Genomic DNA, 25,252 nt, shown 5'->3' on the forward strand with positions numbered 1-25,252 from the left:
ACGGAAAGGATAAAACATGAGTAAAAGTGTACTTGTACCGATATCGGACGGCGTTGAGGAGCTCGAAGCCGTTACGATTATAGACGTTTTGCGTCGCTGCGGCGCTGATGTGACGGTTGCCGGCGTCGGCAGTGTCAGTGTGATTGCCAGCCGCGGGGTGAAATTATCAGCGGATGTATCGATCCACGGCTGTCTTGCACAGAGTTATGATTTGATTGCCCTGCCGGGAGGTTTGCCCGGCGCAGAGCACCTGCGTGACTGCCCCGAGCTGATAGAAATGCTCAAGTCACAGGACGCCGCCGGCAGACTCTACGCGGCTATTTGCGCTTCTCCGGCTGTAGTTCTCGAGCATCACGGGCTTCTGGAAGGCAAACGGGCTACCTGTTATCCGGCAATGCTGGATAAACTCGGCGATAAAGGCGTTGATGAGCCGGTAGTTGAGGACGATAACTGCATTACCAGCCAGGGACCCGGTACTGCGATGGTCTTTGCGATGGCGCTGGCTGCCAGACTTTACGGAAAAGAAGAAGCGGATAAAGCGGCCAAAGCTCTGCTGTTTGATAAACGATAATCATTTTTAAGGATGAAATAAGTGAAAAAAATCATAATTCTCATGTTGTCGGCTGTTTGTTTGGCCGGGGCTTCGGCCCAGGAAAGAAACGGGGAATCAAGAGATATGCTGGCTCTTGGCGGCGGTGTTATGCTGCGTCAGGATCCCTATATCGGCTCCGAAATTGAAACTGACCCGATACCCTTTATAAACTTTGTAGAGGGTAATTTGTATGTTTACGGCCCGGTATTCGGCTACCGGCTTTATGAGTGCCCGGACTGGATTTTTGACGCTGCCGGCCAGTTCAGGTTCCCCGTGCACAACGGTTCAAAAGACATACTTCTTGACGGCATGAATGAAAGGCACGCCACGGTTGACCTCGGTGCCCGGCTTACTCGCAGGCTGGAATGGTTTGACCTCAAACTCGGCGTTCTGGCGGATGTATTGAATAACCATAAAGGCTATGAAATCAATTTAGAAGCATCAAAACGGTATAATTTTGAATGGCTCAATCTTACCCCTGCCCTCGGGGCCCTGTACCACGATGATAATTTCAACGAATTTTACTACGGTGTCAGGCCTGCTGAGGCGAGGCCGACGAGGTCGGTATATTATTCCGGAGATGCCGTAAACTGGTACGCTCAGCTGATGGCCAACTTCATGATTACTGAAAACTGGACTTTCACAGCTTCCGTGCGGTATGAATGGCTTCCTGATGAAGTTACAAACAGCCCCATTGTCGGCAGAGATTATCAGGTGAGCACAATTGCGGGGGTATATTACAAGTTTTAGTGTGCGGCATTTTTTATTGGCCAAGGATGAATATTTATAAACCTGTCCCTGTTTTTTAAAACTCAAATACCAAGCCCAGCCGGTCGCAACCTGTTCATATTCGCTGATCACGTTCCCCATCTTGTTATAAATGAACCAGGTTTCAAGTGTGTAACACATTTAAACTGCAAATATAAAACACTAACTTGCAAGGCTTTACAAAATAAAAACACCTTGCTTCTTTAATTTTCTCTTACCAATATGGATGACCTCGGCAACCGTGACGGCGATATTACTATATGGGACGAATCAACATCAAGTTACGATGATATTGAATTTGCTGTAGATCCGGATAATAACCAGTATAATTCTATTGACAATGAGGGGATTTCGTGCCATAATGCCGGTGTTGTATTATTGTGACAATAAGGGGCGGATGCCCATAAGTTGGTCAACCGTCCTCGGTTGACATTGGAAAAGCGGAAATTCCTCACCGCTGTGAATGATGAGCGGTAAAGACCAACTGCAATTATATGAATAACACTTTAAAACATAGCCATAGTTTAGAACGTAATCGATTGTTAGTAAAGGGTATACATAATATATTTAACAAAAAGAGACTTCGACCCTTTAATTTTCCCCAAACTCGGCGTTCTGGCGGATGTATTGAATAATCATAAAGGCTATGAAATCAACTTAGAAGCATCAAAACGGTATAATTTTGAATGGCTCAATCTTACCCCTGCCCTCGGGGCCCTGTACCACGATGATAATTTCAACGAATTTTACTACGGTGTCAGGCCTGCTGAGGCGAGGCCGACGAGGTCGGTATATTATTCCGGAGATGCCGTAAACTGGTACGCTCAGCTGATGGCCAACTTCATGATTACTGAAAACTGGACTTTCACAGCTTCCGTGCGGTATGAATGGCTTCCTGATGAAGTTACAAACAGCCCCATTGTCGGCAGAGATTATCAGGTGAGCACAATTGCGGGGGTATATTACAAGTTTTAGTGTGCGGCATTTTTTATTGGCCAAGGATGAATATTTATAAACCTGTCCTTGTTTTTTAAAACTCAAATACCAAGCCCAGCCGGTCGCAACCTGTTCATATTCGCTGATCACGTTCCCCATCTTGTTATAAATGAACCAGGTTTCAAGTGTGTAACACATTTAAACTGCAAATATAAAACACTAACTTGCAAGGCTTTACAAAATAAAAACACCTTGCTTCTTTAATTTTCTCTTACCAATATGGATGACCTCGGCAACCGTGACGGCGATATCACTATATGGGACGAATCAACATCAAGTTACGATGATATTGAATTTGCTGTAGATCCGGATAATAACCAGTATAATTCTATTGACAATGAGGGGATTTCGTGCCATAATGCCGGTGTTGTATTATTGTGACAATAAGGGGCGGATGCCCATAAGTTGGTCAACCGTCCTCGGTTGACATTGGAAAAGCGGAAATTCCTCACCGCTGTGAATGATGAGCGGTAAAGACCAAAACTGCAATTATATGAATAACACTTTAAAACATAGCCATAGTTTAGAACGTAATCGATTGTTAGTAAAGGGTATACATAATATATTTAACAAAAAGAGACTTCGACCCTTTAATTTTCCCTTTTTAATATAACTACCTTACCCGCAGAGCTTTGCCCGCTACGGACAGGCTCTATGATAACCTTGGCAAGCTCACCGGCGAGGCAAGCTCATCCTATACCAGCGATTACCTCGGCAACCCGACCAATGCCGCCGATGACGGGCTTTTCTACGGCCTTGACGCTGAAAACAGGGTGGTTGACGTAGATGATTCTTACGGCGATATTGCAGGTTACTCCTATGACATGCTCGGCAGGCGGATAAAGAAAACCGTCGGCTCGTTGACAACCTGGTTTGTCTATGATAAAATGGGCAACGTGATATCAGAGTATGAACAGATTGGAACTGGAAGTATAAACTGGGCTCGTGACTACGTTTACGGAGCCGGTGGAGAGGCGGTATATATGCAGATGCCGCCGGACTCATATACTACCGTCTATGAGTGGTTCGCCGATTTCGCCGATGCGTGGCTCTGCTCTCCAGACTGCTCTTTAGAAGAGCTTGCCGCGTGGGATACCAACAATGACGATGAGATAGATTCCGACGACCTTGTTGAGTGGGTTCCTGTAATAGCAGATGAAGTTTTTTACTCCCAGCGGTCATATCTCTTGACCGATTCCCGCGGCTCTGTGATAGCCAAGACAAACGACGTAGGCGGAATAGATGAGATAATCTATGATGCCTGGGGCAATGCTTCAGTAGCCCAGGGCGTTGACCTGCAAGGCTTGAGCGTTTTGTGGAACGGTTATTATCTCGACTACGAAACCGGCAACTATTATCTAAGAAACAGGTATTATTCCCCTGTTGAAAGAAGTTTCATAACAGAAGACCCGCACGGTGTTAATCCTGATGGGAACTGGAATAACTTCTTTGCTCCTCTTAATCAGTATAGAGACGGCTTTTCTTTAGCCGCATTTGCTCAACATGACCCTGTGAATGGCAGGGATGATTGGGGGCTGGAAGCACAATATGCATTAGGAGCTAAAATATCAGATATATTTTTTACACGAGCAATAACTCCCGGCATGTTTGGGTTTATTAATCGCTTTTTCAGAAAAGATGAATATATGCTGGTTGATTCCGAACTTGAAATCATGAACAACAATTATGATATTAGAGAATCTATTAATAATTTTTACAGGTCTCAAGTTAGAGGAATAAGAGGAAAGGCTGTTTTTGATGAAAATAGAGTCAGTGGGAAATGGAAAATGCTTTCAGATGGTATAAAAGACATATTCACTTCTGGATGGTGGCTCGGCGGAGCTCACTGGGTTTCAAGTAAAGGTTCTTTTGATTATTGCCGTGGTGGTAATGGCAATATTTATTTGAGCAATGTTCAGGTCAGTTGGTGGTGGCACGACGATATCGACGCACATAATTTTAAAGAAGCCTTACAAGAGTATTATCAAAGCTCAAAGGATAGAGAAAAACTCGATAATAGTCTAGCGATTATTGGTTTGGCTGTGGAGGTCTTGGCTGACATCAGGATGGATAAAATACATGATTCAGATTTCAGGGTCAAGGTCAATTGGATGGAACCAAGGAATAAAATAAAAATTTTGGAGTAGTAATATGGTGGCAAGAGTTCCTCTAAAGAAAATAGTTATATTCGTAATAGTTGGCGTTGCTTTGCTTCCTATAAGTGTATATATATATGTAGTTGTCTTTGGTTTCAGCAACAGTGGAATTGCTCAAGATATAGATGGCATCATTGTTAAGGATAAAAAAATAGAAGATGTTTTGTCTGGATTAGAGATAGATGGCCCTATTAAGTTTTACACACACAATTCAGCTTACTTTGGTGGTAGCTCTTATACTTTGCTGCTGCAATTTGAAACGGACAAAAAAAGATTTGTTGAGCTTTTTACTAAAGGGAGTGAATATAATAAAGATGGAGAAGACTACTTAGTTTATAATGGGGCAAGAATATACATGATAATGCCTGATAAGTATGAAAACATCGACTATGTATATCATAAATTTGCCCTCAAGAAAAGTGTTCTGCCAGCCAAGAAATACAAAATTATAATAGAAACAATTGACAACGGTGATTTTTTTGCAGAATCTTCTTTATACATTGGTTTTTGGGATAAGAACACATCTGTCGCTTCAATAATAATTAGCAGTTACTATAGATAGATATAAGATGATAGCCTTTTAATTGAAAACGAAAAAAATGATTTATGATAAGATGGGCAATGTGATATCAGAGTATGAACAGATTGGAACAGGCAGTATAAACTGGTCTCTTGACTATGTTTACGGAGCCGGTGGAGAGGCGGTCTATATGCAGATGCCCTCTTCTACTGCTATGAATACAGCTTTCGATAACTATCTCGAATTCGCGGAGGTAATTAAAAGGGTTAAGTCTCTTTGTTTTGTAAGTTGCTTATTTTAAATGATTTATATCTGCATTGTCAATGTATAGTTTTTCTGTGATGTTTTAATTTTTCACAGGGGAAATTAAAAGGGTTAAGTCTTTTTGTTTTGTAAGTTACTTATTTCAAATGATTTATATTTGTATTGTCAATGTATAGTTTTGCTGTGATGTTTTAATTTTTCACATAAAGTATCTATAAATATATAATTAGATAAATCTACGGCGGCGTAAATAACACTTTGGGGTAAGCGCCGCTCAACGGACAAAAAACGGCTCATCCGGTTAATGAGTAGTTTGATTTGTGTAGGTGGTATATTCTCAGCATTAGATATTCCTCATCTCTGTATCCGTATGCGTTACGTTGCAGGGTTCCAATTTTGCGGTTCGCTGCTTCTACTTTGCCTGTACTGATAGGATATTTGTACCAGTTGAGGATAAGCCGTCTCCAAATCCTCAATTGTCTTGCAGCTTCTTTGAGAATTCTGATACCACTTGATTCGGCTTCTTTTATCCAGTTGTACAATTCGGTTCTGGCATTATTCTCACTGGCACACTCAAACAAAAGCCTAAGTCTCTCCTTCATGTAATATGCCGTTGCAAGAGGCTGATTTAACTCCAGAGCCTGCTGTAAACGATAGCGTTCATCTTTATTCTGTTGTGAATGTATCTTGAGATTTTCAGGACATTTAAGCAACAACCACCTTGAACCCTTCAAGATTTTTTTGCCAATCAGATCAGCTTCATTAAACATTTGCCTTCGCAGTCTTGTAAGCTTCTCATTGAACCATTTAACCAGATGGAAGTGATCCAGTACAAGCTCTGCTTTGGGTAGATTATCCATCACAGCAAAAATATACCCGCTGGCCATATCTGTGGCGACTGCCTTGATTTTGGCCTTTGAAGTTTTCAGGCGTTTCCAGAATCCCTTTAGAGCATCCTTGCCCTTACCATTTCCAACATGTATTACCCTGCCCATATCCAGATCAAATACTATGGTAATGAATTTACGTTTCTTGCCCAGGTACTTTTCATCGATCGCTATCCGGCGGACTGTTTTGAGGTTTATCGACTTGTACTTTTTCTGTAAGTACTCTTTATGAATATCTTTAACCGTATCCCAGCTCAATCCCGTTATCTGTGCAACATCGCGGATAGAAGCTAACCTGCACAGGTCAATTACGTAACGCTTTAAGGCCCTGACGTAATGCTTTTTAGGATCAGCAAAGGGTAAATCGGGCTGGCGAATGCTGCCGCAATCATTGCAGTGCAGACGGGGAATGCTGACTGACATTTCAACTTTTGTGTTGCCCACAGGAAGCATCTTGAAAGTTCTTGTTCTCTTACCGTAGTGTATAGTATTACGAGACTTGCAGTTAGAGCACCTCTCATAATTAGGGTGCAGACGGCAATTGAGAACGGTTCTGTCGCAAAAAAAAAAAAGAACTAATGTGTTGAACTCCAGGTGTTTTGAAAGTATGATGCAAAAACGATATGGACATGGCTATATCTCCAAATATGTGGTTTTATTTTTTTCCACATATAATACAGCCATGTCTTTTTTTGTAAAGATACCTACTCATTAACCGGAAGAACCCAAAAAACGTTTAACCTTGAGTAGAGAAAATTCACGAATTTTCTAAGAACGCCAACTCCCCGTAACAACATTAAAATAACCAAAACCGGGCACCAGCGTTAGCCGGGGTTAATTGTGCGTTTATATGAGGTTGAACGGTTGGAGCAAATTCGTGAATTTGCTCTACAAATGCAAAACCGTCGCGCAGCGCAACCAGAACCGCGGCACCGTGACAGGCAGGGCAGGCATCCCTGTTTGCCAGTGTGTTCGTATCGTAATTGTCGTGTATGTAAAGATTAAAAACGGCAAGCAGTATGCTTGCCCTGCGAATAGCCCACCCCGTCTCGCTTCGTTAGTTATCGCTCGAACTCCAGATCACCCCAGAAAAAAAAGCCAAACACAGTTTTAGGCCTTTGATTTTATTAGCTTTGACTTGGCGGCAGTTTTTTGTTATCCTGCCCAGCTGTATTATAATAAATTTAACGTGTGATTTACGAAAGGCCCCTTATGGAGCGTGTGTTCATAAAAGACTTAAAGGCCGGCATGGACCTTGACCAGATATTCCTTGTAACTCAGCCGGTGCTTCGCAGTACCAGCCGCGGCGATCTCTACATAGCAATGTTTCTTTCAGACAAGACCGGCAAGGTGAACTGCCGCGTCTGGAACGCCACCGAAGATCTGTATAACCAGATACCCAAAGAAGGGTTTATCCGTGTCAGGGCCAAAACAGAGCTCTACCAGGGTTCAATGCAGATTGTTGCCAACGGGGTTTTTCCTGTTGATCAGAGAGATGTTAAGATAATGGATTTCCTTCCCCGTACTGAGTACAACATCACTGAAATGTTTGAGGAGCTCAAGGGGTTTCTCTCAAAAATAAAACATCCGCATATAAAAGCACTTATAGATGAGTTTCTCACGGACAAAGACCTGATGAAACAATTCTGCATTGCGCCGGCAGCAGTAAAGATGCATCACGGTTACCTGGGCGGGCTTCTGGAACACACCCTTTCCATGATGCGGTCTGCGAATGCGCTTTTGCCTCTGTATCCTAATGTTCAGGCAGATATTGTTATTGCCGGGATATTTTTGCACGATATGGCAAAGACAGAAGAGCTTTCTTACGAGCTGGCGTTCAGCTATACACGTACAGGCCAGCTGCTCGGGCATATCATTCAGGGAACTATAATGGTTGATCAGAAGGCTGATATGCTGCTGGATAAAGGGATTGAGATGGACAAAGAGATCCTGGACCAGATTCAGCATATACTTGTGGCGCATCACGGCAAGTACGAATTCGGCTCTCCAAAACTGCCGGCAACTCCCGAGGCGATCTTTGTAAGCTATATTGACGATCTTGATGCTAAGCTGAATTTCATAGACGGCGCTATCGAGAACGAAGCGCAGGACGATGAATGGACGGTCTGGAAGCCGAGTAATGTCAATCCGGGTACACGATTCTACCGCAAAAAGATTGAGGACTAATAGCAGAAAGCAATCCGGGCAGGATTACCGGTTCAGCATATACAAAAAAAGCGGCCGCAGGATTTATATCCCCGGCCGCTTTGGTAAAGTTTTTTCTGTTTTTACATCAGCTTACGTGCATTGAGAGAAGGAATTCCGCGTTGCTATTGGTCTTGCTAAGACGGTTTTTGAGCAGTTCAATAGATTCTACGATGTTCATTTCACTCAGTACCTTGCGAAGGCGGTACGTCAGTTCAAGCTCCCTGTTGTCAAGGAGCAGTTCTTCACGGCGGGTACCCGACTTACTGATGTCGATTGCCGGATATGTACGCCGCTCAACAAGGCGTCTGTCGAGGTGCAGCTCCATGTTGCCTGTGGCTTTAAATTCCTCAAAGATAACCTCGTCCATCTTGGAACCGGTATCGACAAGCGCCGTAGCGAAGATAGACAGCGAGCCGCCTTCCTCGATATTACGTGCGGCACCGAAGAATCGCTTGGGCATCTGCATAGCGTTTGCGTCAACACCGCCGGTAAGTATCTTGCCGCTGTGAGGCATTTCTGTGTTGTATGCCCTGGCAAGACGGGTAATAGAGTCAAGCAGTATTACGACATCCTGGCCGTATTCGACCATACGTTTTGCCTTTTCTATTACCATCTCGGCAACCTGGCAGTGACGTGAAGTCGGCTCATCGAATGTAGAGCTGATAACCTCAACGCCGTTGCGAACTTTGCGTTTGAAGTCAGTAACCTCTTCAGGCCGCTCGTCTATAAGAAGAACAATCATATAGACATCCGGATGATTTGTGCTTATTGCATTTGTGAGCTTTTGCAGCAGAACAGTTTTTCCTGTACGCGGCGGAGCCACGAGCAGTCCTCTCTGGCCTTTGCCGACGGGCGTTACCAGATCAATTATTCTGGTGCTCATCTCCTGGCTTGTCGTTTCAAGTACAAACCGTTCCTCCGGATGAAGGGGAGTTAAGTCCCTGAAAAGAATCTTGTCGGCGAGTTTGTCAGGTTCCTGGAAGTTTATCGCCTCAACCTTTAGCAGGGCAAAGTATTTCTCATTCTCCTTTGGCGGGCGAATCTGTCCCTGGACAATGTTGCCGCTGCGAAGCCCGAAACGGCGAATCTGAGACGGGGAAACATATATGTCGTTAGGGCTGGCCAGATAGTTGTCCTGAGGGTTTCTAAGGAAACCAAAGCCGTCCGGCAGTACTTCCAGGACGCCTTCGCCATATAAAAGGCCGCTTTCCTGTATCCTGCTTTTGAGTATGTGGAATATAAGCTGCTGGCTTGACATGCCCTGATAATCAGTGACGCCAAACTCTCGAGCCATGTGCTGAAGTTGAGGAACGGTAAGTTTCTGAAGCTCGGTTATGTGCAAATCGTCCCGTTTGACCTTCTCATATTTATCGTGAAGCGGGTCGTCTTTTCCCTTTTTCTTCTTTTTCTTCTTTTTACCGTTATTCTGCTGCCGGTTTTGGGTTGGTTTCTGCTGATACTGCTTTTGCTGCTGTGGTTCTGATTTTTCCTCTTTTCCGGCTTCAGATTCTACCCGGGTGCCGGCTTCCGCTTCTTTAGAATCATTATTAACGTCTTTTTCAGGCTCAATTTGTGGTTTTTTATCAGCCGGACTCTCAGATGACGTTTCATCTTTGGCAGCCGGTTCGGGTTTTTTAGGTTGGGTATTTTCTGAATCAGCTTCTATGCCTTCAAAAAGATCGGCTTGGTCTGCAGTTTTTTTTGCAGCTGCCTTCTTGGCGGAAGTCTTCTTTTTTGTGGTTTTTTTCTTGGCAGTAGTTTTTTTCGCAGTTGTCTTCTTAGCAGTAGTTTTTTTCCGTGTGGTTTTCTTTACTGCGGCTTTTGTATCCGAAGATTCTGCCGTTTCGACTTCATTCTTTTCAGTCTCAGACATCATAACTCCTTGTTGAATAAGGTTAAGTGATAATCGTTCAGGTTAATAATTTAATTTGAAATGGGTTTAATACCCATTCTTAACATATATGGTATTAGTTTCTCAATCTTGCAAAACCGTTTTATTATAAAATTCTGTTATCCAGTGATATAAGGGAAAATAGACAGAATAATACTAATTGCCGCTGTCCAGGATCTCAGTGAAAATGGCGTACACCTGACGCCTTGCCTGCTCATATGAAGAATTTATTACTACATATTTAGCATTTTTTTTCTTAATGTCCAGTGAAATTTGATATTTTTCCCTTTTTTTCAATTGTTCTTCTGATTTTATGCCCCGTTTTTTAAGGCGTTCAAGCCGCAGCCGCAGCGGAGTCTCGACATATACCAGGAAGTCGCACATGGAATCCATACCCGTTTCGAGCAGTAGAGGCACATCGAAAATGACGGCTTTTACAGAATTATCTTTCGATAAAAGTGAACTCAAACGCTTTGACTCTGAAATAACCAAAGGGTGAACAAGGGCGTTTAGCTGTTTGAGCTTCTCGGGTTTTTCGAATACTACAGAGGCTATGTGCTTTCTATTTATAGACTTATCATCGTTTACCGCCTCAGTGCCAAATAATTTCACCAAATCTGCGTTGAGTTGCCCGCTTTTGTAAAGATCAGAAACAATCCGGTCTGCATCTATTACACCGCAGCCAAGCTCGGCAAAAAGGGCGGCAACAAAACTTTTGCCCGAACCTATCCCGCCTGTGATTCCAATATAAGGTTTTCCAGACATTTCACACCTTATTCTTTTTGCATAGAGTTTAGCTCTAAACCCCTTTCTCTTTCCTGTTCATCGATATTGTCCCACATCAGACCACCCTGAACGGCCTGGGCAATATTAGTCAGGTGGTCCCCGATTTTTTCAAGGTTGTCAATCATGTCTATATACAGGATGCCCGTAACGGGTGAGCATTCTCCCCGTGTCATTCGTTTTACGTGCTTGCGGCGGTAATCAACCTGCATTTTATTTATTATCTTCTCGCTTGCAAGAGGCTCGATAGTGTCGGCAGGGTTGTTGGTCCTGAGCGACTTTATTATGCCGTCAAACATTGAGTCCAGCTCATCAATAAGCTCCCTGGTTTCCTGGGTTGCATGTTCCGAGAATTCAAGTTTTTCTGAAAGTTTTCTTTCTGCCAGTTCGGTTATGTTTATTGCGTGATCACCGATTCTTTCCAGGTCATTTACTGTGTGAAGAAGCACCGGCGTTTCCTTTGCGACCTCGTCACTAAGCTGCTGGCCGGATAATTTTGTCAGATAAGCTGTAATTTGATGCTGAAAGTCATCGATCAGGTCTTCGAGTTTGAGGGCGAGTTTCCGCTGGTTCTTATCGCCGCTGAACATGAAATTAACCGCGTTTAGAACCGCGTGTTTGGCTTCTTTTGCCATCCGGATTATTTCGCATCTTGACTGGTCAAGGGCCAGGGCGGGAGTGCCGAGAAGGTGTTCTTCGAGCACCACAGGCACAATTGCAACATCTCCTTTTCCGGCTGGGACAATTTTGCAGACGATTCTTTCAATCACGCCGGCAAACGGCAAAAACAGCAGGGCAAAGAATGTGTTAAACAAAGTGTTAGTTACAGCTATAGTAAGCATGATAGTGTTTTCCCCTATCTGCCACCATAGCTCACTGACATATATTACTATATTAGATATAACTCCCATATAAATAAATGGAAGCGTTATTACCGCACCTGCAATGTTGAAAAGTGAGTGTGACCAGGCAGCTCTCTTGCCGTACAAATTCGTTGTCAGAGATGCAAGCTGCGCGGTGATGGTGGTTCCTATACAGGCACCAATAACGTACGGCACTGCTATATCAACTACGTGGTACCAGTCATTGCCGAATGCGCCTTTGAGCGCCATTATCTGCATGATAGCGATAGCGGCGGAGCTGCTCTGTACAAGCATTGTTATGACCATTCCCGCCAGAAGTGAAAGAATTGCCTTGTTGCCGATGCCAATAAGGATCTCCTGTACTTGCGGAGTCTCTCTGATAACTTCGAAGGCATCTTTCATAAAATCAATGCCGATAAAGAGTATGCCGAAACCTATTAAAATGGCGCCCAAGGCCTTCTTTTTCTGGGTTTTGCTGATAATCTGAAGGAAAAACCCGATAGCAATAATCAGCAGGCTGTACGCCGATAGTTTGAATTTAAAACCCGTGAAAGATACTATCCAGGCAGTCGCTGTGGTTCCAACATTTGTGCCGAAAATCACACAAATTGCCTGCCGCAGGTTAAGCAGCCCGGCGTTTACCAGACCAATTATCATAACGGTTGTCGCCGAACTGCTCTGAACCATAGCAGTTGCAACTGCGCCTGTGGTAAAGGCAGCTAACGGGTTGCTTGTAATGGATCTGAGTATCTTACGAAGTTTTTGTCCGGCGTACTCTTTCAAGTTGGTTGTCATCATGTTCATGCCGAACAAAAACAAACTTAGTCCGCCAATAGTCATAAAGACAGATTGTATATCAAAACCCATACATTAAATTTCTGTAAAAAATTAACTAATCTTATTTAACCGCAACTTTCCTGTCCGCGGCTGCCTGTGTTTATCTCTCGGCTAAGCGTCAGCCTTTATCAGCCTTGATGTCGTGATTGAGCCCGATAGACTTGTTGTATGTGTTAAACATACTCATCATAGAGGCAACTTCAACAGCGGCGGTTATTTCTTCCTCGGTTACTCCCGATCTTAACGCAAGTGCCCTGTGAGCTTCTACGCAGTAAGCGCATCCGTTTGCAGCACTGACAGCTATACAAATCAATTCTTTTGTCTTCGGGTCAAGGCCTTTTCCTGCTGCCTCGGAAAGTTTGGTCACACTCTCGAGAAAGTCACCATGCCTGCCCATAGCTTGAAATGTCTCGGGGATAAAACCGAATGCTTTTTCGATCTGCTTCTGGATTTCTACGGCTTTTTCATCGCCTGTTTTTTCATAGAGTTTTGTAATTGCCATGTTAATTCGTCCTTAATTGTACTGTTTTACTTTAATTTTAAAGAAGTTGATACTTCACAACTGCCTTGTAAATTCCTGTTACTCTTTGGGCCTCAACCACTATAGGGGCGTATGTTTCATTACGAGGCTGAAGCCTGATTATATTGTCTGATTCAAAAAAAACACGTTTAAAAGTAGTTTCATGCGGATTATTAAGCCGAATGAAACAGTCGTCACCGTTATGCACGTCTCGTGCCGGAGAAACGATAACCAGATCGTTCTCACAGAATCGCGGCTCCATAGAGTCGCCCCATACCCTGAAGCAAAAAGCATTCGGGTCGTTGAGGCCCGGGCATTTAATGTAATCTTCGGCAACACCGACCGGATATCCCATGTCGTCAAAGCCTGCCGGTTTGCCCGCCGGGACCCTGTTTATCACGGGAATCAGGCGTGCGTCTCTGTATTCATTCACAGATTTATCAACGGAAACATTGTTTTTTTGCAGCACTCCGCTGATCGCGTCTGTATTTATCGTATTGTTCAGAACTCCGGCAATAAGATGTTTGAGCAGGGCGGATTCCTGTCTGTCCCGCTCAAAACTGAGTCTGATATCATTTGGCAGTCTGCACATCGCCGCGGCCTCGATGAGCTCGCCATCATTAAATCTGAGTATCGCCTCAAGTTTTTTCAAAAGATCAGCGCTGGGCGGGTTTTTTACCTTGCCGTTCTCAATAGTCGAGAGATACGGTTTTGAGCATCCCGCTCTGCGGCCGAGTTCACCAAGGCTCATTCCGGCCTTGATGCGTTTTCGGCGAATCTTTATTCCCAGATTTATTTCCATATTGTCTGCTTTAGCTTATTTAAGGCTCTCAGGCAAAAGGCGGAAGGTGGTTGTCATGTTCCACTGTAAATGTTTCAATTATACTTGCAAGCGAGCTGTGAAGCGTGCTGCCGAGAGTCAGTTTTTTCCGCTTCCCAAACACAATATCAAGCGGGACGTGAGTAAAACGGGAGTTCCAGTGTCCCACCATCAAGTTGGTTTTGCCCGCCATGGCTGCGTGGACGGCATTCTGACCCAGAAGCACGCAGAAAGAAGAATCGAATGCGTTTGCCGGGCAGCTGCGTATTGAGTAGCTCGGGTCGAGATATTTCAGGATTACCGGATTGTCGATTTTTATAAAGTGTTCCTGTATCTTGTCTTTGAGAAACAGACCGATATCGTTAAATCGGACATTTCCGGATTTGTCCTTTTCTTTTTCACCTTTAAACATTGACTGTCCGGCACCCTCGGCGACAACAATCACCGCATGTTTTTTATAGCTCAGTCTTTTTTCGAGCTTTTTGAGCAAGCCGTTTTTGCCATAGAGTTTGAATCCAACCTCTGGTATAAGGCAGTAATTAACATCACTGTTAGCCAGAGCTGCGCTGGCGGCTATGAATCCTGAATCCCTGCCCATCAGTTTTACAAGCCCGATTCCGTTTTCAACAGATTTGGCCTCTACATGTGCCGCGGCGATAACCTCTCTGGCGACTTCAACAGCGGTGGAAAAACCAAATGTAGTTTCACAGCAGTATATGTCATTGTCAATGGTTTTGGGCAGCCCTATAACGGAAATGTCAAGTCCCTGCTGCATTGCCTCGTCTGCCAGTTCATGGCCGCCTCTGAGGGTGCCGTCGCCGCCAACAACAAAGAGTACATTCACATTGTACTTTTTCAGGATTTCAATCTGATCCTTAACATCCTGCGGGCCTCTCGAGCTTCCCAGGATAGTGCCGCCTTTTTCGTGTATTTCATCGACAACCTCGGGCGTAAGCTCAATCGGTTCATGCGTCATTTTTGAGGAGACGCCTTTATAGCCGTAGCGAAACCCCAAAACTTTCTTAACCCCGTACTGCCAGATTGCCGCGAGGGTGATACTGCGTATGACATCGTTAAGCCCCGGGCAGAGACCGCCGCAGGTCACAATCCCGCAGGTAACCTCGGGCGGATTGTAAAAGAGTTTTTTTCTGGGGCCGGCCTTTTCAAAAAAAGGCAGCGGATCCCCTCTGCTTATACACTTAAGCATATCGGTTTTCTGGTTAAAACAGCTGACGCCTTCATCGTCATTGATATAGAAGTCAGGCAGTGTGAAGGTTTTAGAGTCGTATAATGCCGGACCAAATGCATCTATTGTCAGGTCAGCTGTATCTTCCGGTCGTATCTCGGCGTCAAACATTATCTGGTGTCCTCAAGAACAATTTTGTTAAGCTGATTTTGCGGTAGATGTTTTAGGATTTTTCTTTTGAGTCTTTTTTTTCGCCGGTTTTGAGAAAAGGTCTTTACCCTCTACCACATCGGCGGTTATCGTATAATCCCCGGGCTTTGGTTCGTCGGGCAGCCTGTACATCAGGTCGATCATCAGCTCTTCGGTAACAGCCCGCAGGGCCCTTGCACCCGTGTCGCGTTTAAGTGCTTTCTCTGCCAGCTTGCGAAGGGCGGCGTTTTCAAATCTAAGCGTAGCCTCTTCCATTTCGAAGAATTTCTGATATTGCTTAATCAGGGCGTTTTTAGGCTGTGTTAAAATGTTGACAAGGGCATTTATATCAAGTGATTCGAGAGTTGCTATAACCGGAAGCCTGCCGACAAGCTCGGGTATCATGCCGAAGTGGATGATATCTTCAGCGGTAACCTTGCTTATTATTTCACTGTATTCAGACTGTTTGTTGTCTGAGGATGCGTTTTCTGAGTCAAAACCAATTGTCTGCCTGCCGATACGCTGCTTGATTATAGTCTCAAGCCCGACAAATGTGCCGCCGCAGATAAAAAGTATCTGGGATGTATCTAATTGAATATATGCCTGTTCGGGGTGCTTGCGGCCTCCCTGGGGCGGGATATTGGCGGTTGTGCCCTCGAGCATTTTGAGCAGTGCCTGCTGTACACCTTCGCCTGAAACGTCGCGGGTAATGGATACATTCTGGCTGGTCTTGCCGACCTTGTCTATCTCATCGATATAGACAATCCCGCGTTCGGCCGCCGATATGTCATAGTCGGCAGACTGGACGAGCCGCAGCAGAAAGTTCTCAACGTCTTCGCCAACGTAACCGGCTTCTGTTACAGTAGTTGCATCACATATCGCAAACGGTACGTTCAATTCACTCGCCAGGGTCTTGGCCAGCAGGGTTTTACCCGAACCGGTCGGCCCGATCAGCAGGACGTTTGACTTGTCAATTTCTATCTCACGTTTGCTGTCATCGAAATGTATCAACCGTTTGTAATGGTTGTGAACCGCAACAGAGAGATACTTTTTAGCGTTGTCCTGGCCGATAATGTACTGATCCAGATATTCCTTTATTTCACGGGGTTTAGGGATAGTGTCCAGGCCCAAACCGGATTTCTGCTGTCTTTTGCGTGTCTGGTTGATGATATCTTTGCATATGTCAACACAGTCAGCGCAGATGCATATACCGTCGGGGCCCTGAACTATGGGGCTCTCCTTGGACGAGTTCACTCCGCAAAAACTGCATTTTTCAGTCTTTTTCTTTGCCATATAAATATAATTCTCCGGGAAATTTTTCGTTTAACTCTACGTATTGTATTTGTTATTAACGATATAACAAGTGAAAATTACAGTTGCCGGCTCATTTCCTGCGATTTAAATTGAAAAAATCAGACATGATTAAATTTTTTTAATCTTTTATAAAAAACTTTTTCTTAAAATGTTGACATCTCTCCGATATTCGCTAAATTTGTTCTCTCCATTCAGGGCGGTTAGCTCAGTTGGCTAGAGCACCTGCCTTACAAGCAGGGGGTCACAGGTTCAAGTCCTGTACCGCCCATTCTCCTAAAGCCCCTTAAATTAGTAGTTTACGGGGCTTTTTTCTTGCAAAGACACATACAAACCGCCGACAACTGCCCAGACCCGCAAAACCACCAGAGCCGCGGCAGTAATGGAGCGGTTACGCAAACACACTGTGTCACGCAAAACACCAGAATAACCGCAGGCAACTGTAAACGGTAGAAACTACATACAGTTATTCGGCTGCCAACCCCGCGCCGGGTTGCCGACATTACCGCTCATTCACATTCACGGCTCGGATTGCTACGAAATACACCATCACAGCCGCGGCAGTAATGGATCGGTTACGCAAACACTCTGCATCACGCAAAACACCAGAATAACCGCTGGCAACTGTAAACGATAAAACTACATACAGTTATTCGGCTGCCAACCCCGCGCCGGGTTGCCGGCATTACCGCTCATTCACATTCGCGGCTCGGATTGCTACGAAATACACCATCCGCTAAATAGGGGACAGTTACCTTTTAGAAGCGATTTGCCGCGTTTTTTATTGACACGGGCCGCGGGCGTGGTATTCTAAGTATAGGTTTATAAAGTATTAGAATTGCAGTGGTGAGTTTGTGACGCAAATGCAGGATTGTCTCAGATTCGTTTAATAGTAAAATGGAAAAGCAGGCAGGCCAAAGACATTTAAAAAGAAAGGCAAGGATGCAAAAAAAGAATAAAAATACAAATTTAATAGGTAACTGTCCCCTGTTTTGGCAGATGAAATTAATATTCATTACGCTTTTATTAGGCATGCTTTGGGGATGCCACCTTGGCGACACCCCCATTCCGCAGGAAACCTTTACCACTTGTGACATGTATCATTACCAGCCACTCTGTAAACCGACGTTTGAAGTTGTCGGAATACTTGAAGAAAAGCATTCCCGTCCACTAATGCAACTATACACTCTTGGTTACAAAAAAGTAGACTTGCTTTGGAAGGTTGATAACATAAAAAGATACAGTTCAAATGATATTATAATAGAGTCCGATACTTTTCTAAAAGACGATTCAAGCAGCAGACCTTCATTTGATATGGTTAAAATACCTGAAGACAAGCTGCCAAATAACAAAAGCTATCCTTGGTTACGCTACAGAAATGCTATTGACCAGAGAGAAGTCATCGTTGACACTCAGACATATGAAAAAGATGGGTTAACATATACAACATCCCAAACGGAAACCGAAAATTATTTAAGGAGTGATGGTTATTTTTATATTAAAACTATTTGTTGCTTAAACCCATTAGTAGTAATCATATCTGAAGGTACTATTCTTCATTTTCCAACAAGCCAATTAATCAATATTAATCAAAATGATGAAAATCTACCATTTTTAAGGGAAGCTATCATAGAGAAACGCACTAACCATATATATCCCAGTAATATTGAAATGGCCAATGGAATAATACTTAAGAATGGCTATGCCTACGGTACCCGTATTCCCTATGCAGAATCTCCGCAGTGGTTTTCACCGGACATGAATATACCACCCACTCCGGTTAAAATTGACGATGAAGAAATTGGGCATATTTCGGTTCCATGGGGAGAGCTTTTAATGACCAGAGAGGGTGATGGCTGGGTAGTCTCAGCAAAAGCGAAATAGCAGACAATGGAAAAAAGTTTATTTTAATTCTTGTCATCCATTTTAGAAATATCTAAAACTGATTTTCGGATAACGAGTTCCGGCTCAACAATATAATTGTTTCTGGTGCAGATGGCGTTGCTGTCCTCTGCATCGCCTAATAAGAGATTTACCGCTTCAAAAGCAACCAGTCTGTCCGGCTGTTTAATAACTGTTATAGGCGGGCTGCTCCAGTGGCTCACAGCGGGCGAATCATCAAAGCCGATAATAGATAAATCTTCCGGAACACGATAGTTATTCTGTTGTAAAATCTTTAAAATACCCGCAGCGAGATAGTCATCATAGGCAAATATTGCGGTATAGTCTTGTATCTTATCTAAAATAACTTCAAAGTTTTCTTCTGAGAATGGCCGGCATGGTTGAGCATCAATGTATATAACAGAATCTTCATCGATATATGTATCGTGAATTTTCAGCTCATTTCTCATGCCTTTATAGCGTTCGTTCGAGAAGTGGGTCATGCTGTAAGAACTGCTTTTTGCCTGGTTGTATGTGATATAGCATATTTTTTTATGCCCGTTTTCAACCAGATATCTGCCCGCTATCGCTCCGCCGTGAATATTGTTAACCATTACTGAAGACGCCTGGCATTTGTACCTGTCAAGCAGGCATACAACTTTGATATTATTATCAATAAGCTCCTGAAGTTTCTTTACGACTTTTGGGGCCCCCTGTGACTTGATTATAATGCCGTCTACGTTTTTGTTCCGCATGAATTCAAGCTGCTTAAGTTCTGTTTCAGGGTCCCACTGAGTTAAACCAAGAATAACCCCATGGTCGTGTAATTGTGCGTAATCCTGAATATGGGTGACCAATTCGTCGATTTGATAGGAAAAGAAGCTCGGGACGATCAATCCCAGCAGGAAGCTGGCGTTCGTCCTGAGCGCACGTGCTGCCGTATTGGGGCTGTACCCTACTCTCCGAGCCTCAGTTATAACTTTAGCTCTAAGGGAGGCACTCACCCTTCCGGGATTGCTCAAGGCTCTGGAAACAGATATAGGTGATACCCCTAAATTGCCGGCGATATCTACTATTGTTGGAGCTTTTGCCAATTATAAATCCTTTTTTTAACAATGAACGTAAGCCTGAATATAGAAAGCAAAACAGTTTTCAAGCCTAAGCGTTTAAAAATAAAGAACTTAAAGAAATACGCCCGGCAGGATTCGAACCTGCGACCTTCGGATTAGGAATCCGACGCTCTATCCAGCTGAGCTACGAGCGCGTAAGCATATGGCTTTTTGTTTAAGGGGTTGGATTATAGATATTTCAGCGATAAAGTAAATAAAAGAATCCGAAAAATCTTCGAAACTGCCGGTGGAAGTAATGCAAGCAGAGATTTGTCAATTCATTTAGCGTATGTTGTTTCTTTTATTAGCTTTATATACCGCAGGGCAGCTTGTGTTACTGCCAGATGAGAGAATAGAGCTTGAAACCCACCATAGCTATCGCCGCCGCGATTACAAAGACGAAGTAAAATCTTATTTTATCCTCACGCAGTGCAAGGCCTATCTTGGTTCCCAATACCGTGCCGAAAAAGCCGCCTGCGAACAGCAGGACAAATAGGACCAGGCTTACATCTCCACATAACGTTTTCGGGACAACACTTACGATCGATGCTATCCACACCAGAAGCAGGCTTGTGCCGGCGGCTTCTTTGCCGTCCTGGCCCACTAAGTATATTAGCATCGGCAGCAATACTACGCCGCCGCCAATTCCGAGAAGCCCTGTCATTAGGCCTGCCGCCAACCCGAGTACCAGCAATCCTGGAACAGATAATATACGGTTATCCAGAGTTTCAAAGTGGGCGTAAGGGGGGATTCTTACTTTATCCAGCAGGCCGCGTTGAACTGCTTCCCGTCCGGGATTTTGAAAATAGCTTACCAGAAAATTAACCCCTATGAATATCAGCAAAGCCATAAACATCAGCAAAAGAAAAAGCTGCACAGCCGGAATATGGTGGCCGTTTATGGTTACCGGTGCTACACCCTTGAGGTTTTCAAGGATTGCAGAGCCAATCAGAGCGCCGGCAATACAGCCGCCTGACATTAAGCCGGCGACCTTTACATCGACTGAGCCCGAGCCCTTACGCTTTATAAGGCCGATTGTGCTGTTAGCCAGTATCGTTGCGATGCCTGTACCTACTGCTGCCCCGCCGGGGACACCGAGCAGTATCATTAAAGCAGGGGTCAAAATAAACCCGCCGCCGACGCCGAAAATTCCTGTAAGAATACCTATTATCAGGCCTAAAAGAATTGATCCTGTTATTATAAAAGCATTAAAATCCATGATGTTATCTATAAGATTGGTTACCAGTTGATTTCTATTGATTGTCTTGGTTTGTCCGGAGATTCAAAAAAGAGGGTTGAGCTTTTTTCATCCCACTTATAATCAGAAAAAGCCATATCGTCGATGCTCATCTTAACCGGTTTTGCGGGCAGATAAATACGTGTTACAATTTTTGCATTTTCTGGACAGCTAAGTTTGAAAATAACGTTGCTGCCGGATTGTTCCCAGCTCTCAAATCTCGCGGCAGAAGCTATTGGCTCGGCTTTGTCTTTCTTGATTTTGTTAATGTCGAACAGCCATGAGTGGCTGCCTGGCTTTATTTTCACCCTCTCCAGCACCGGCAGTTCGTGGTGGAAGATGTCAACAAACAATCCTTCCAATTCAAGCGGTTTGTCGCTGACAGACTCGTCAAGGCAGGCGGCTATAATGTATGGGCCGCGGCGGAGCTGTATGAAATTATTTTCATGCCACTCAAGACCTGCGGCCTTGCAAGCCGGCTTGATTATATTTATATATTTTTCGCCGGCTGCCGCAGAATGGGTGAAATGTGCCGGATGGCAACGTTCAATAAACACTGTTCCTTTGCCGTATTCATATTCACCAGTTGGCGCATCCTTGTCAAGTCCGAGCTGCTGCATCAGATGCTGGGAGGGGGCTTTATAACTGTTTTCTCCGGAATTCCACCAGCTGGAAACCTGATTGAATGGATCTGTGTCACCGCCGACATATACAAGAGAGCCTCCATTGGCTACCCATTGGGCAACAGCCTGATTCAAAGCTGGATTTTGCGGCTTGAAAAACTCGTAGCTTAAAACAAGAACTTTGTAATCATTTAGATATCCTGCAAATCTGGCTGCATTGTCAAGCTGTACCGGCATAACTGGTATTCCGAGTTTAACAAGCGGCACTGTCAGGCCGTAAAATCCTGAAAAGTGTTCAATGTCTTTTCTGCCGGCCTTGGAAGGGTCTTTTTCATTTATTTGGGCCAGGCTTTCAGCCGGTTCTGCACGTTGAAACATGCTTGAATCGGCAATAAACACTCCTATGCCCTTAGTGGCGTTTGTCCAGGTAATCTCCTGCTGGTTCATATCGCGAAGCTGGTTGAAAACTATGCAAAGCGTCGTAAGGTAATCATCGGGTATGTATGAAGCGTTTTGGGAGTTGCTTGGGTATTTTCGGGTTAGTATTCGGGATGGCCATGGGCATATTTCGTATCGCCAGATATGCGGGTGAAGCAGGGAAGCTATGAGAGTTTCTTTGTAGTTAAAACGATAATCTTGCCAGTCATGTTTTGGGTTATCTTCGATAGGGTCGTGCAGAAACCACATTTTGCGCCCCGTACCTCTCACGAGTTCCTGCATAACTCCGTATTCGAGAAAAGCCGTTTCGAATGTCCTCTCCGCAAGCCTGCCTTGATAAACGTTAGGGGTACGGGCAGTTCCCGTCCATATCTGAGCGATGCATCCGTCAACCACATTTGAGTCAATCAGTGAAGATTGAGGCGAGACGATTCCCCACTGTGTATAGTTGATAAGGCTGTGCGTCGGCACGTATATCTTTAGTTCTCGCCCATATTTATGCAGAGCGTATTCTTTTGATTTTTCTGCAACTCTGCGTATAGCCCGCTGATACAAATAGTACTTCAGGCGGTTGGTCTTGTATTGAGCATCAACCGAGCTGCCAGGTCTTTCGTAGGGTTCATCGTAGAAAAGCCGCCACTCCCTCTTGAACGCATCAGAAAAGCCTGCGTTTGCCCAGAATTCCGGTTCTTCAAGGTAGATTGCCTTAACTCCGGAGTCGATTATAGGCTCGAGTTTATCGCAAATATAATCAGCGAACTCGACTGACGGCACAATATAAGGAGTCATTTTTCCGTGCAGCCATTGCGTTCCGTCAGCTCTGGTCTGCGCGAGTGACATTATGTTGTTCCCATTTAAATCTTTGAAATCCTGGTAGCCGCCCCAGGCTATCCCTGTCATAAAATGAGGCACATAGCCTTTTTCCACCCAGGATTTTATGTAGTCAGGACGGTCATCGCCCGTGCCGTAAACCATGACAAAATCGTTTCTGAAATCACAAACCGGCTTGAAGGCGGCAGCCTCCTGGAAGCCTGTAAGCTCGAGCTCTCTGTCGGTTACGAGCCGCGTTGCCTCACTAATATTTATTTGTCCAGCCATAATTATACCTGCTATAACAATCAGCCTGTGCATTTAATAACCTCTTAAAATAATTTATCTGCTATGACAGCAATTCATCTATATGATTTAATTCGAGTTCAATCCCAGCATTATAACGGCTGGCACATTTTTGCATACACTTAATCATAAAAGTCTCATTTTGTCATCGTGTTAAGCCCGCTGAGTATTTTGATAGCCTCGTTTGCCAGAATAAGGCCGAAAATACCCGGTACGGTTGGCAGGCTTCCCATTATATCTCTTGGCCTGCCTTTTTTGCCGCCAACTGTGAGCGGGTTTTGCTGCTTGTTTTTCTTTATCGAAGTCTTATATGTGGGTTCCTTCGAATATACACATGTGATATTGGTGTCAGCGCCTCGACGTCTGAGCCTTTTTCGCACCAGTCTTGCCAGCGGACAGTATTTTGTATCATTAAGTGAAGCGATTTGAATTTCAGAGACATCTAAACGCAGTGCCGCTCCCATGCTCGAGAGAATTGTCAGGCCGGCTGCACGCCCCTGAGCTAACAGTTCGACTTTTGGGTTGAGTGAATCTATCGCATCAATAATGATATCCGGATGACCATCAAGTATTTTTGGTATAGTCTGCGGCTCTGTAAACAGGGTGAGCGGCTCAACGCGGCAGCAAGGGTTTATCTGACTTATTCGCTCGGCCGCGACTTCGGCTTTGTGCCTGCCGATCGTAGAGTGAAGTGCGTATATCTGGCGGTTTATATTCGTTTCGCAGACAGTGTCAAAATCTACCACTCTAATTCTACCCACGCCGCTGCGAGCCAGTGCTTCTGCCGCATATCCGCCTACTGCGCCAAGGCCTACAACTACAACAAATGAATTGTTGAGTTCCTTAAAGTTTTCGTCTCCAATCAGAAGCCGTGTCCGCCTGAACTGAGGGCGGTTTATGTAGTTTTGCTCATTGTTCATGGGGCTGATATCATAGCAAAAACAGAAAAACTGTCAAAGAGAGTGTTTAGATGTCTCGGCAAGATTGTTTTTCATTGCTTTAAGGAGCTCAGAAGCGTTTTTTGCGATCTGTGCCTTTAATTTTTCTGCACATATTCCTCTTATCTCTGCAATACCGGCTAAAATAGCCGGCAGATTACAGGGTTCATTTCTTGGAAGTCCGTTTTTACGCAGGACTTTGCGGCTAAGATATTCGGCAGGGGGGATTAGCTCCGGTGAATCTGTTTCTATATAAAATTTGTCAGATGGGATAAATCGTATCAGCCGGCGGGCTTTTAATTTTTTCGGAGAAAGGCAATTGCCCGCGAATGAAAAAACGCATCCAATATCCAGAAGCTGTCGGGTTAGCTCTAAAGATCCGTTATAGGCATGGATTACAATAAACGGCGGTAACTTCTTTTGTGATTTAATGATATTAACAAGCCGGCCCCACGCCTTTATGCAGTGAATGAAAACCGGCCGTTCAAGCTCCGCCGCCAGTTTTAGCTGTGTGTCTAGAAGATATTGCTGAACGTCCGCGTCAAATGGTTTTTTCCACCTGTCAAGACCTATCTCTCCGACACCGGAAGCGGTCATTGTGAGGTATTGGCGTAGTTTATTCTGCCAGTCTTCGAGGTGTGAACTTGTGGACCACGGATGGAAGCCGAAACATGGAACTACCGTGTCATACTTCAGCGAATAGTTATACACGGTTTCCCAGTCTAACGGACCGGTTGAGTTGCACAGCATGTGTGTAACGCCGTTTTCAGCCGCCATAGATACAATCTCATCGCGGCAGCCGTCAAACTCTGGAAGCTGCAAGTGCATGTGACAGTCGATGTAGTTTATTTCATTTGTTTTAAACATAAATCTTTTAGAAATATATTCTTAACGCAAATAAAAAGGGCTTGATGAAATCAAGCCCTTAGAAGGTATACCGCCTGTGCCGTGTAGGAGAGAATTTGCGAGAACCCTAAATTTTAGGTGGGCAGCCATTACCAGAGTCCATAAGTCCCGTCTTGCGGGCATGTACGAGCCTTTGGGATTTGGCTTCCCTGTGTTCTCTCATCGGTTCTGCCATATAGTCTGCTATCACGAACACCGCAGTTAATACCGTAT

The 25,252-nt window shown here is 44.4% G+C and carries 23 protein-coding genes, 2 tRNA genes and 1 other RNA gene; 11 read left to right on the top strand and 15 right to left on the bottom strand.

The window, feature by feature from the left end; genetic code table 11:
* Positions 1-16 precede the first annotated feature (16 nt).
* From SMSP2_RS01425 to SMSP2_RS01450, 8 genes are all read left to right on the top strand, one after another.
* On the top strand, positions 17-571 hold the full coding sequence (locus SMSP2_RS01425; RefSeq protein ID WP_146682253.1) for a DJ-1 family glyoxalase III: 555 nt from the start codon (positions 17-19) through the stop codon (positions 569-571).
* Between the two features lie 21 nt (positions 572-592).
* The gene (locus SMSP2_RS01430) at positions 593-1,342 is read left to right on the top strand and encodes a MipA/OmpV family protein (protein WP_146682254.1); all 750 of its coding nucleotides are present in this window, start codon (positions 593-595) and stop codon (positions 1,340-1,342) included.
* Between the two features lie 240 nt (positions 1,343-1,582).
* On the top strand, positions 1,583-1,744 hold the full coding sequence (locus SMSP2_RS14765; protein ID WP_186804796.1) for a hypothetical protein: 162 nt from the start codon (positions 1,583-1,585) through the stop codon (positions 1,742-1,744).
* Positions 1,745-1,975: 231 nt separating this feature from the next.
* Positions 1,976-2,335 (top strand): MipA/OmpV family protein, encoded by a 360-nt coding sequence (locus tag SMSP2_RS01435; protein WP_257787937.1) that lies wholly within the window; start codon positions 1,976-1,978, stop codon positions 2,333-2,335.
* Positions 2,336-2,575: 240 nt separating this feature from the next.
* On the top strand, positions 2,576-2,737 hold the full coding sequence (locus tag SMSP2_RS14770; RefSeq protein ID WP_186804796.1) for a hypothetical protein: 162 nt from the start codon (positions 2,576-2,578) through the stop codon (positions 2,735-2,737).
* A gap of 251 nt (positions 2,738-2,988) precedes the next feature.
* Positions 2,989-4,503 carry an RHS repeat protein gene (locus SMSP2_RS01440; RefSeq protein ID WP_146682256.1) on the top strand — a complete coding sequence of 505 codons (1,515 nt, stop codon included), beginning with the start codon at positions 2,989-2,991 and terminating at the stop codon, positions 4,501-4,503.
* Positions 4,504-4,507: 4 nt separating this feature from the next.
* Positions 4,508-5,074, top strand: coding sequence for a hypothetical protein (locus tag SMSP2_RS01445; protein ID WP_146682257.1), 567 nt, complete (start codon positions 4,508-4,510; stop codon positions 5,072-5,074).
* Positions 5,075-5,096: 22 nt separating this feature from the next.
* Positions 5,097-5,333, top strand: coding sequence for a hypothetical protein (locus SMSP2_RS01450; RefSeq protein WP_146682258.1), 237 nt, complete (start codon positions 5,097-5,099; stop codon positions 5,331-5,333).
* A gap of 256 nt (positions 5,334-5,589) precedes the next feature.
* On the opposite strand, the gene SMSP2_RS01455 is transcribed toward SMSP2_RS01450, so the two are convergent.
* Positions 5,590-6,795: an ISL3 family transposase gene (locus tag SMSP2_RS01455; protein ID WP_146682259.1), complete on the bottom strand. Its 1,206-nt coding sequence runs from the start codon at positions 6,793-6,795 to the stop codon at positions 5,590-5,592.
* 600 nt (positions 6,796-7,395) lie between these two features.
* Here SMSP2_RS01455 and SMSP2_RS01460 point away from each other — a divergent pair.
* The gene (locus SMSP2_RS01460) at positions 7,396-8,370 is read left to right on the top strand and encodes a 3'-5' exoribonuclease YhaM family protein (protein ID WP_146682260.1); all 975 of its coding nucleotides are present in this window, start codon (positions 7,396-7,398) and stop codon (positions 8,368-8,370) included.
* Positions 8,371-8,476: 106 nt separating this feature from the next.
* On the opposite strand, the gene rho is transcribed toward SMSP2_RS01460, so the two are convergent.
* The 7 genes from rho to clpX all read right to left on the bottom strand — a co-directional run bounded on the left by rho (position 8,477) and on the right by clpX (position 16,773).
* On the bottom strand, positions 8,477-10,057 hold the full coding sequence (gene rho / locus SMSP2_RS01465; RefSeq protein WP_418287774.1) for a transcription termination factor Rho: 1,581 nt from the start codon (positions 10,055-10,057) through the stop codon (positions 8,477-8,479).
* A gap of 381 nt (positions 10,058-10,438) precedes the next feature.
* Positions 10,439-11,047, bottom strand: a complete 609-nt coding sequence (gene coaE, locus SMSP2_RS01470; protein ID WP_146682262.1) for a dephospho-CoA kinase — start codon at positions 11,045-11,047, stop codon at positions 10,439-10,441.
* Between the two features lie 8 nt (positions 11,048-11,055).
* Positions 11,056-12,795 carry a Na/Pi cotransporter family protein gene (locus SMSP2_RS01475; RefSeq protein ID WP_146682263.1) on the bottom strand — a complete coding sequence of 580 codons (1,740 nt, stop codon included), beginning with the start codon at positions 12,793-12,795 and terminating at the stop codon, positions 11,056-11,058.
* Between the two features lie 88 nt (positions 12,796-12,883).
* Entirely contained in the window at positions 12,884-13,267 is a 384-nt protein-coding gene (locus SMSP2_RS01480) for a carboxymuconolactone decarboxylase family protein (protein WP_146682264.1), read from the bottom strand.
* Positions 13,268-13,304: 37 nt separating this feature from the next.
* The gene (locus SMSP2_RS01485) at positions 13,305-14,087 is read right to left on the bottom strand and encodes a helix-turn-helix domain-containing protein (RefSeq protein ID WP_146682265.1); all 783 of its coding nucleotides are present in this window, start codon (positions 14,085-14,087) and stop codon (positions 13,305-13,307) included.
* Between the two features lie 28 nt (positions 14,088-14,115).
* A complete protein-coding gene (locus SMSP2_RS01490; protein ID WP_146682266.1) occupies positions 14,116-15,462 on the bottom strand; it encodes an ATP-dependent 6-phosphofructokinase in 1,347 nt (448 codons plus the stop codon).
* 27 nt (positions 15,463-15,489) lie between these two features.
* Positions 15,490-16,773: an ATP-dependent Clp protease ATP-binding subunit ClpX gene (gene clpX, locus SMSP2_RS01495; RefSeq protein WP_146682267.1), complete on the bottom strand. Its 1,284-nt coding sequence runs from the start codon at positions 16,771-16,773 to the stop codon at positions 15,490-15,492.
* Positions 16,774-16,988: 215 nt separating this feature from the next.
* Between clpX and SMSP2_RS01500 the strand changes: the two genes are divergently transcribed.
* Both SMSP2_RS01500 and SMSP2_RS01505 read left to right on the top strand, forming a co-directional pair.
* Positions 16,989-17,062, top strand: a tRNA-Val gene (locus SMSP2_RS01500).
* Positions 17,063-17,688: 626 nt separating this feature from the next.
* Complete coding sequence (locus SMSP2_RS01505; protein ID WP_146682268.1) at positions 17,689-18,675, top strand: hypothetical protein; 987 nt, start codon at positions 17,689-17,691, stop codon at positions 18,673-18,675.
* A gap of 23 nt (positions 18,676-18,698) precedes the next feature.
* On the opposite strand, the gene SMSP2_RS01510 is transcribed toward SMSP2_RS01505, so the two are convergent.
* From SMSP2_RS01510 to ssrS, 7 genes are all read right to left on the bottom strand, one after another.
* On the bottom strand, positions 18,699-19,766 hold the full coding sequence (locus SMSP2_RS01510; protein WP_146682269.1) for a LacI family DNA-binding transcriptional regulator: 1,068 nt from the start codon (positions 19,764-19,766) through the stop codon (positions 18,699-18,701).
* A 96-nt stretch (positions 19,767-19,862) separates the two neighbouring features.
* Positions 19,863-19,936, bottom strand: a tRNA-Arg gene (locus SMSP2_RS01515).
* Between the two features lie 179 nt (positions 19,937-20,115).
* Entirely contained in the window at positions 20,116-21,000 is an 885-nt protein-coding gene (locus tag SMSP2_RS01520; protein WP_146682270.1) for a sulfite exporter TauE/SafE family protein, read from the bottom strand.
* 20 nt (positions 21,001-21,020) lie between these two features.
* Complete coding sequence (locus tag SMSP2_RS01525; protein WP_146682271.1) at positions 21,021-23,177, bottom strand: hypothetical protein; 2,157 nt, start codon at positions 23,175-23,177, stop codon at positions 21,021-21,023.
* A 155-nt stretch (positions 23,178-23,332) separates the two neighbouring features.
* Entirely contained in the window at positions 23,333-24,115 is a 783-nt protein-coding gene (locus SMSP2_RS01530) for a tRNA threonylcarbamoyladenosine dehydratase (protein ID WP_146682272.1), read from the bottom strand.
* 33 nt (positions 24,116-24,148) lie between these two features.
* Entirely contained in the window at positions 24,149-25,000 is an 852-nt protein-coding gene (locus tag SMSP2_RS01535; RefSeq protein WP_146682273.1) for a TatD family hydrolase, read from the bottom strand.
* Positions 25,001-25,063: 63 nt separating this feature from the next.
* A non-coding RNA gene (gene ssrS, locus SMSP2_RS01540) (6S RNA) lies at positions 25,064-25,246 on the bottom strand.
* Between the last annotated feature and the right edge of the window lie 6 nt (positions 25,247-25,252).

The sequence above is a fragment of the Limihaloglobus sulfuriphilus genome (genome assembly GCF_001999965.1).
GTDB lineage: Bacteria > Planctomycetota > Phycisphaerae > Sedimentisphaerales > Sedimentisphaeraceae > Limihaloglobus > Limihaloglobus sulfuriphilus.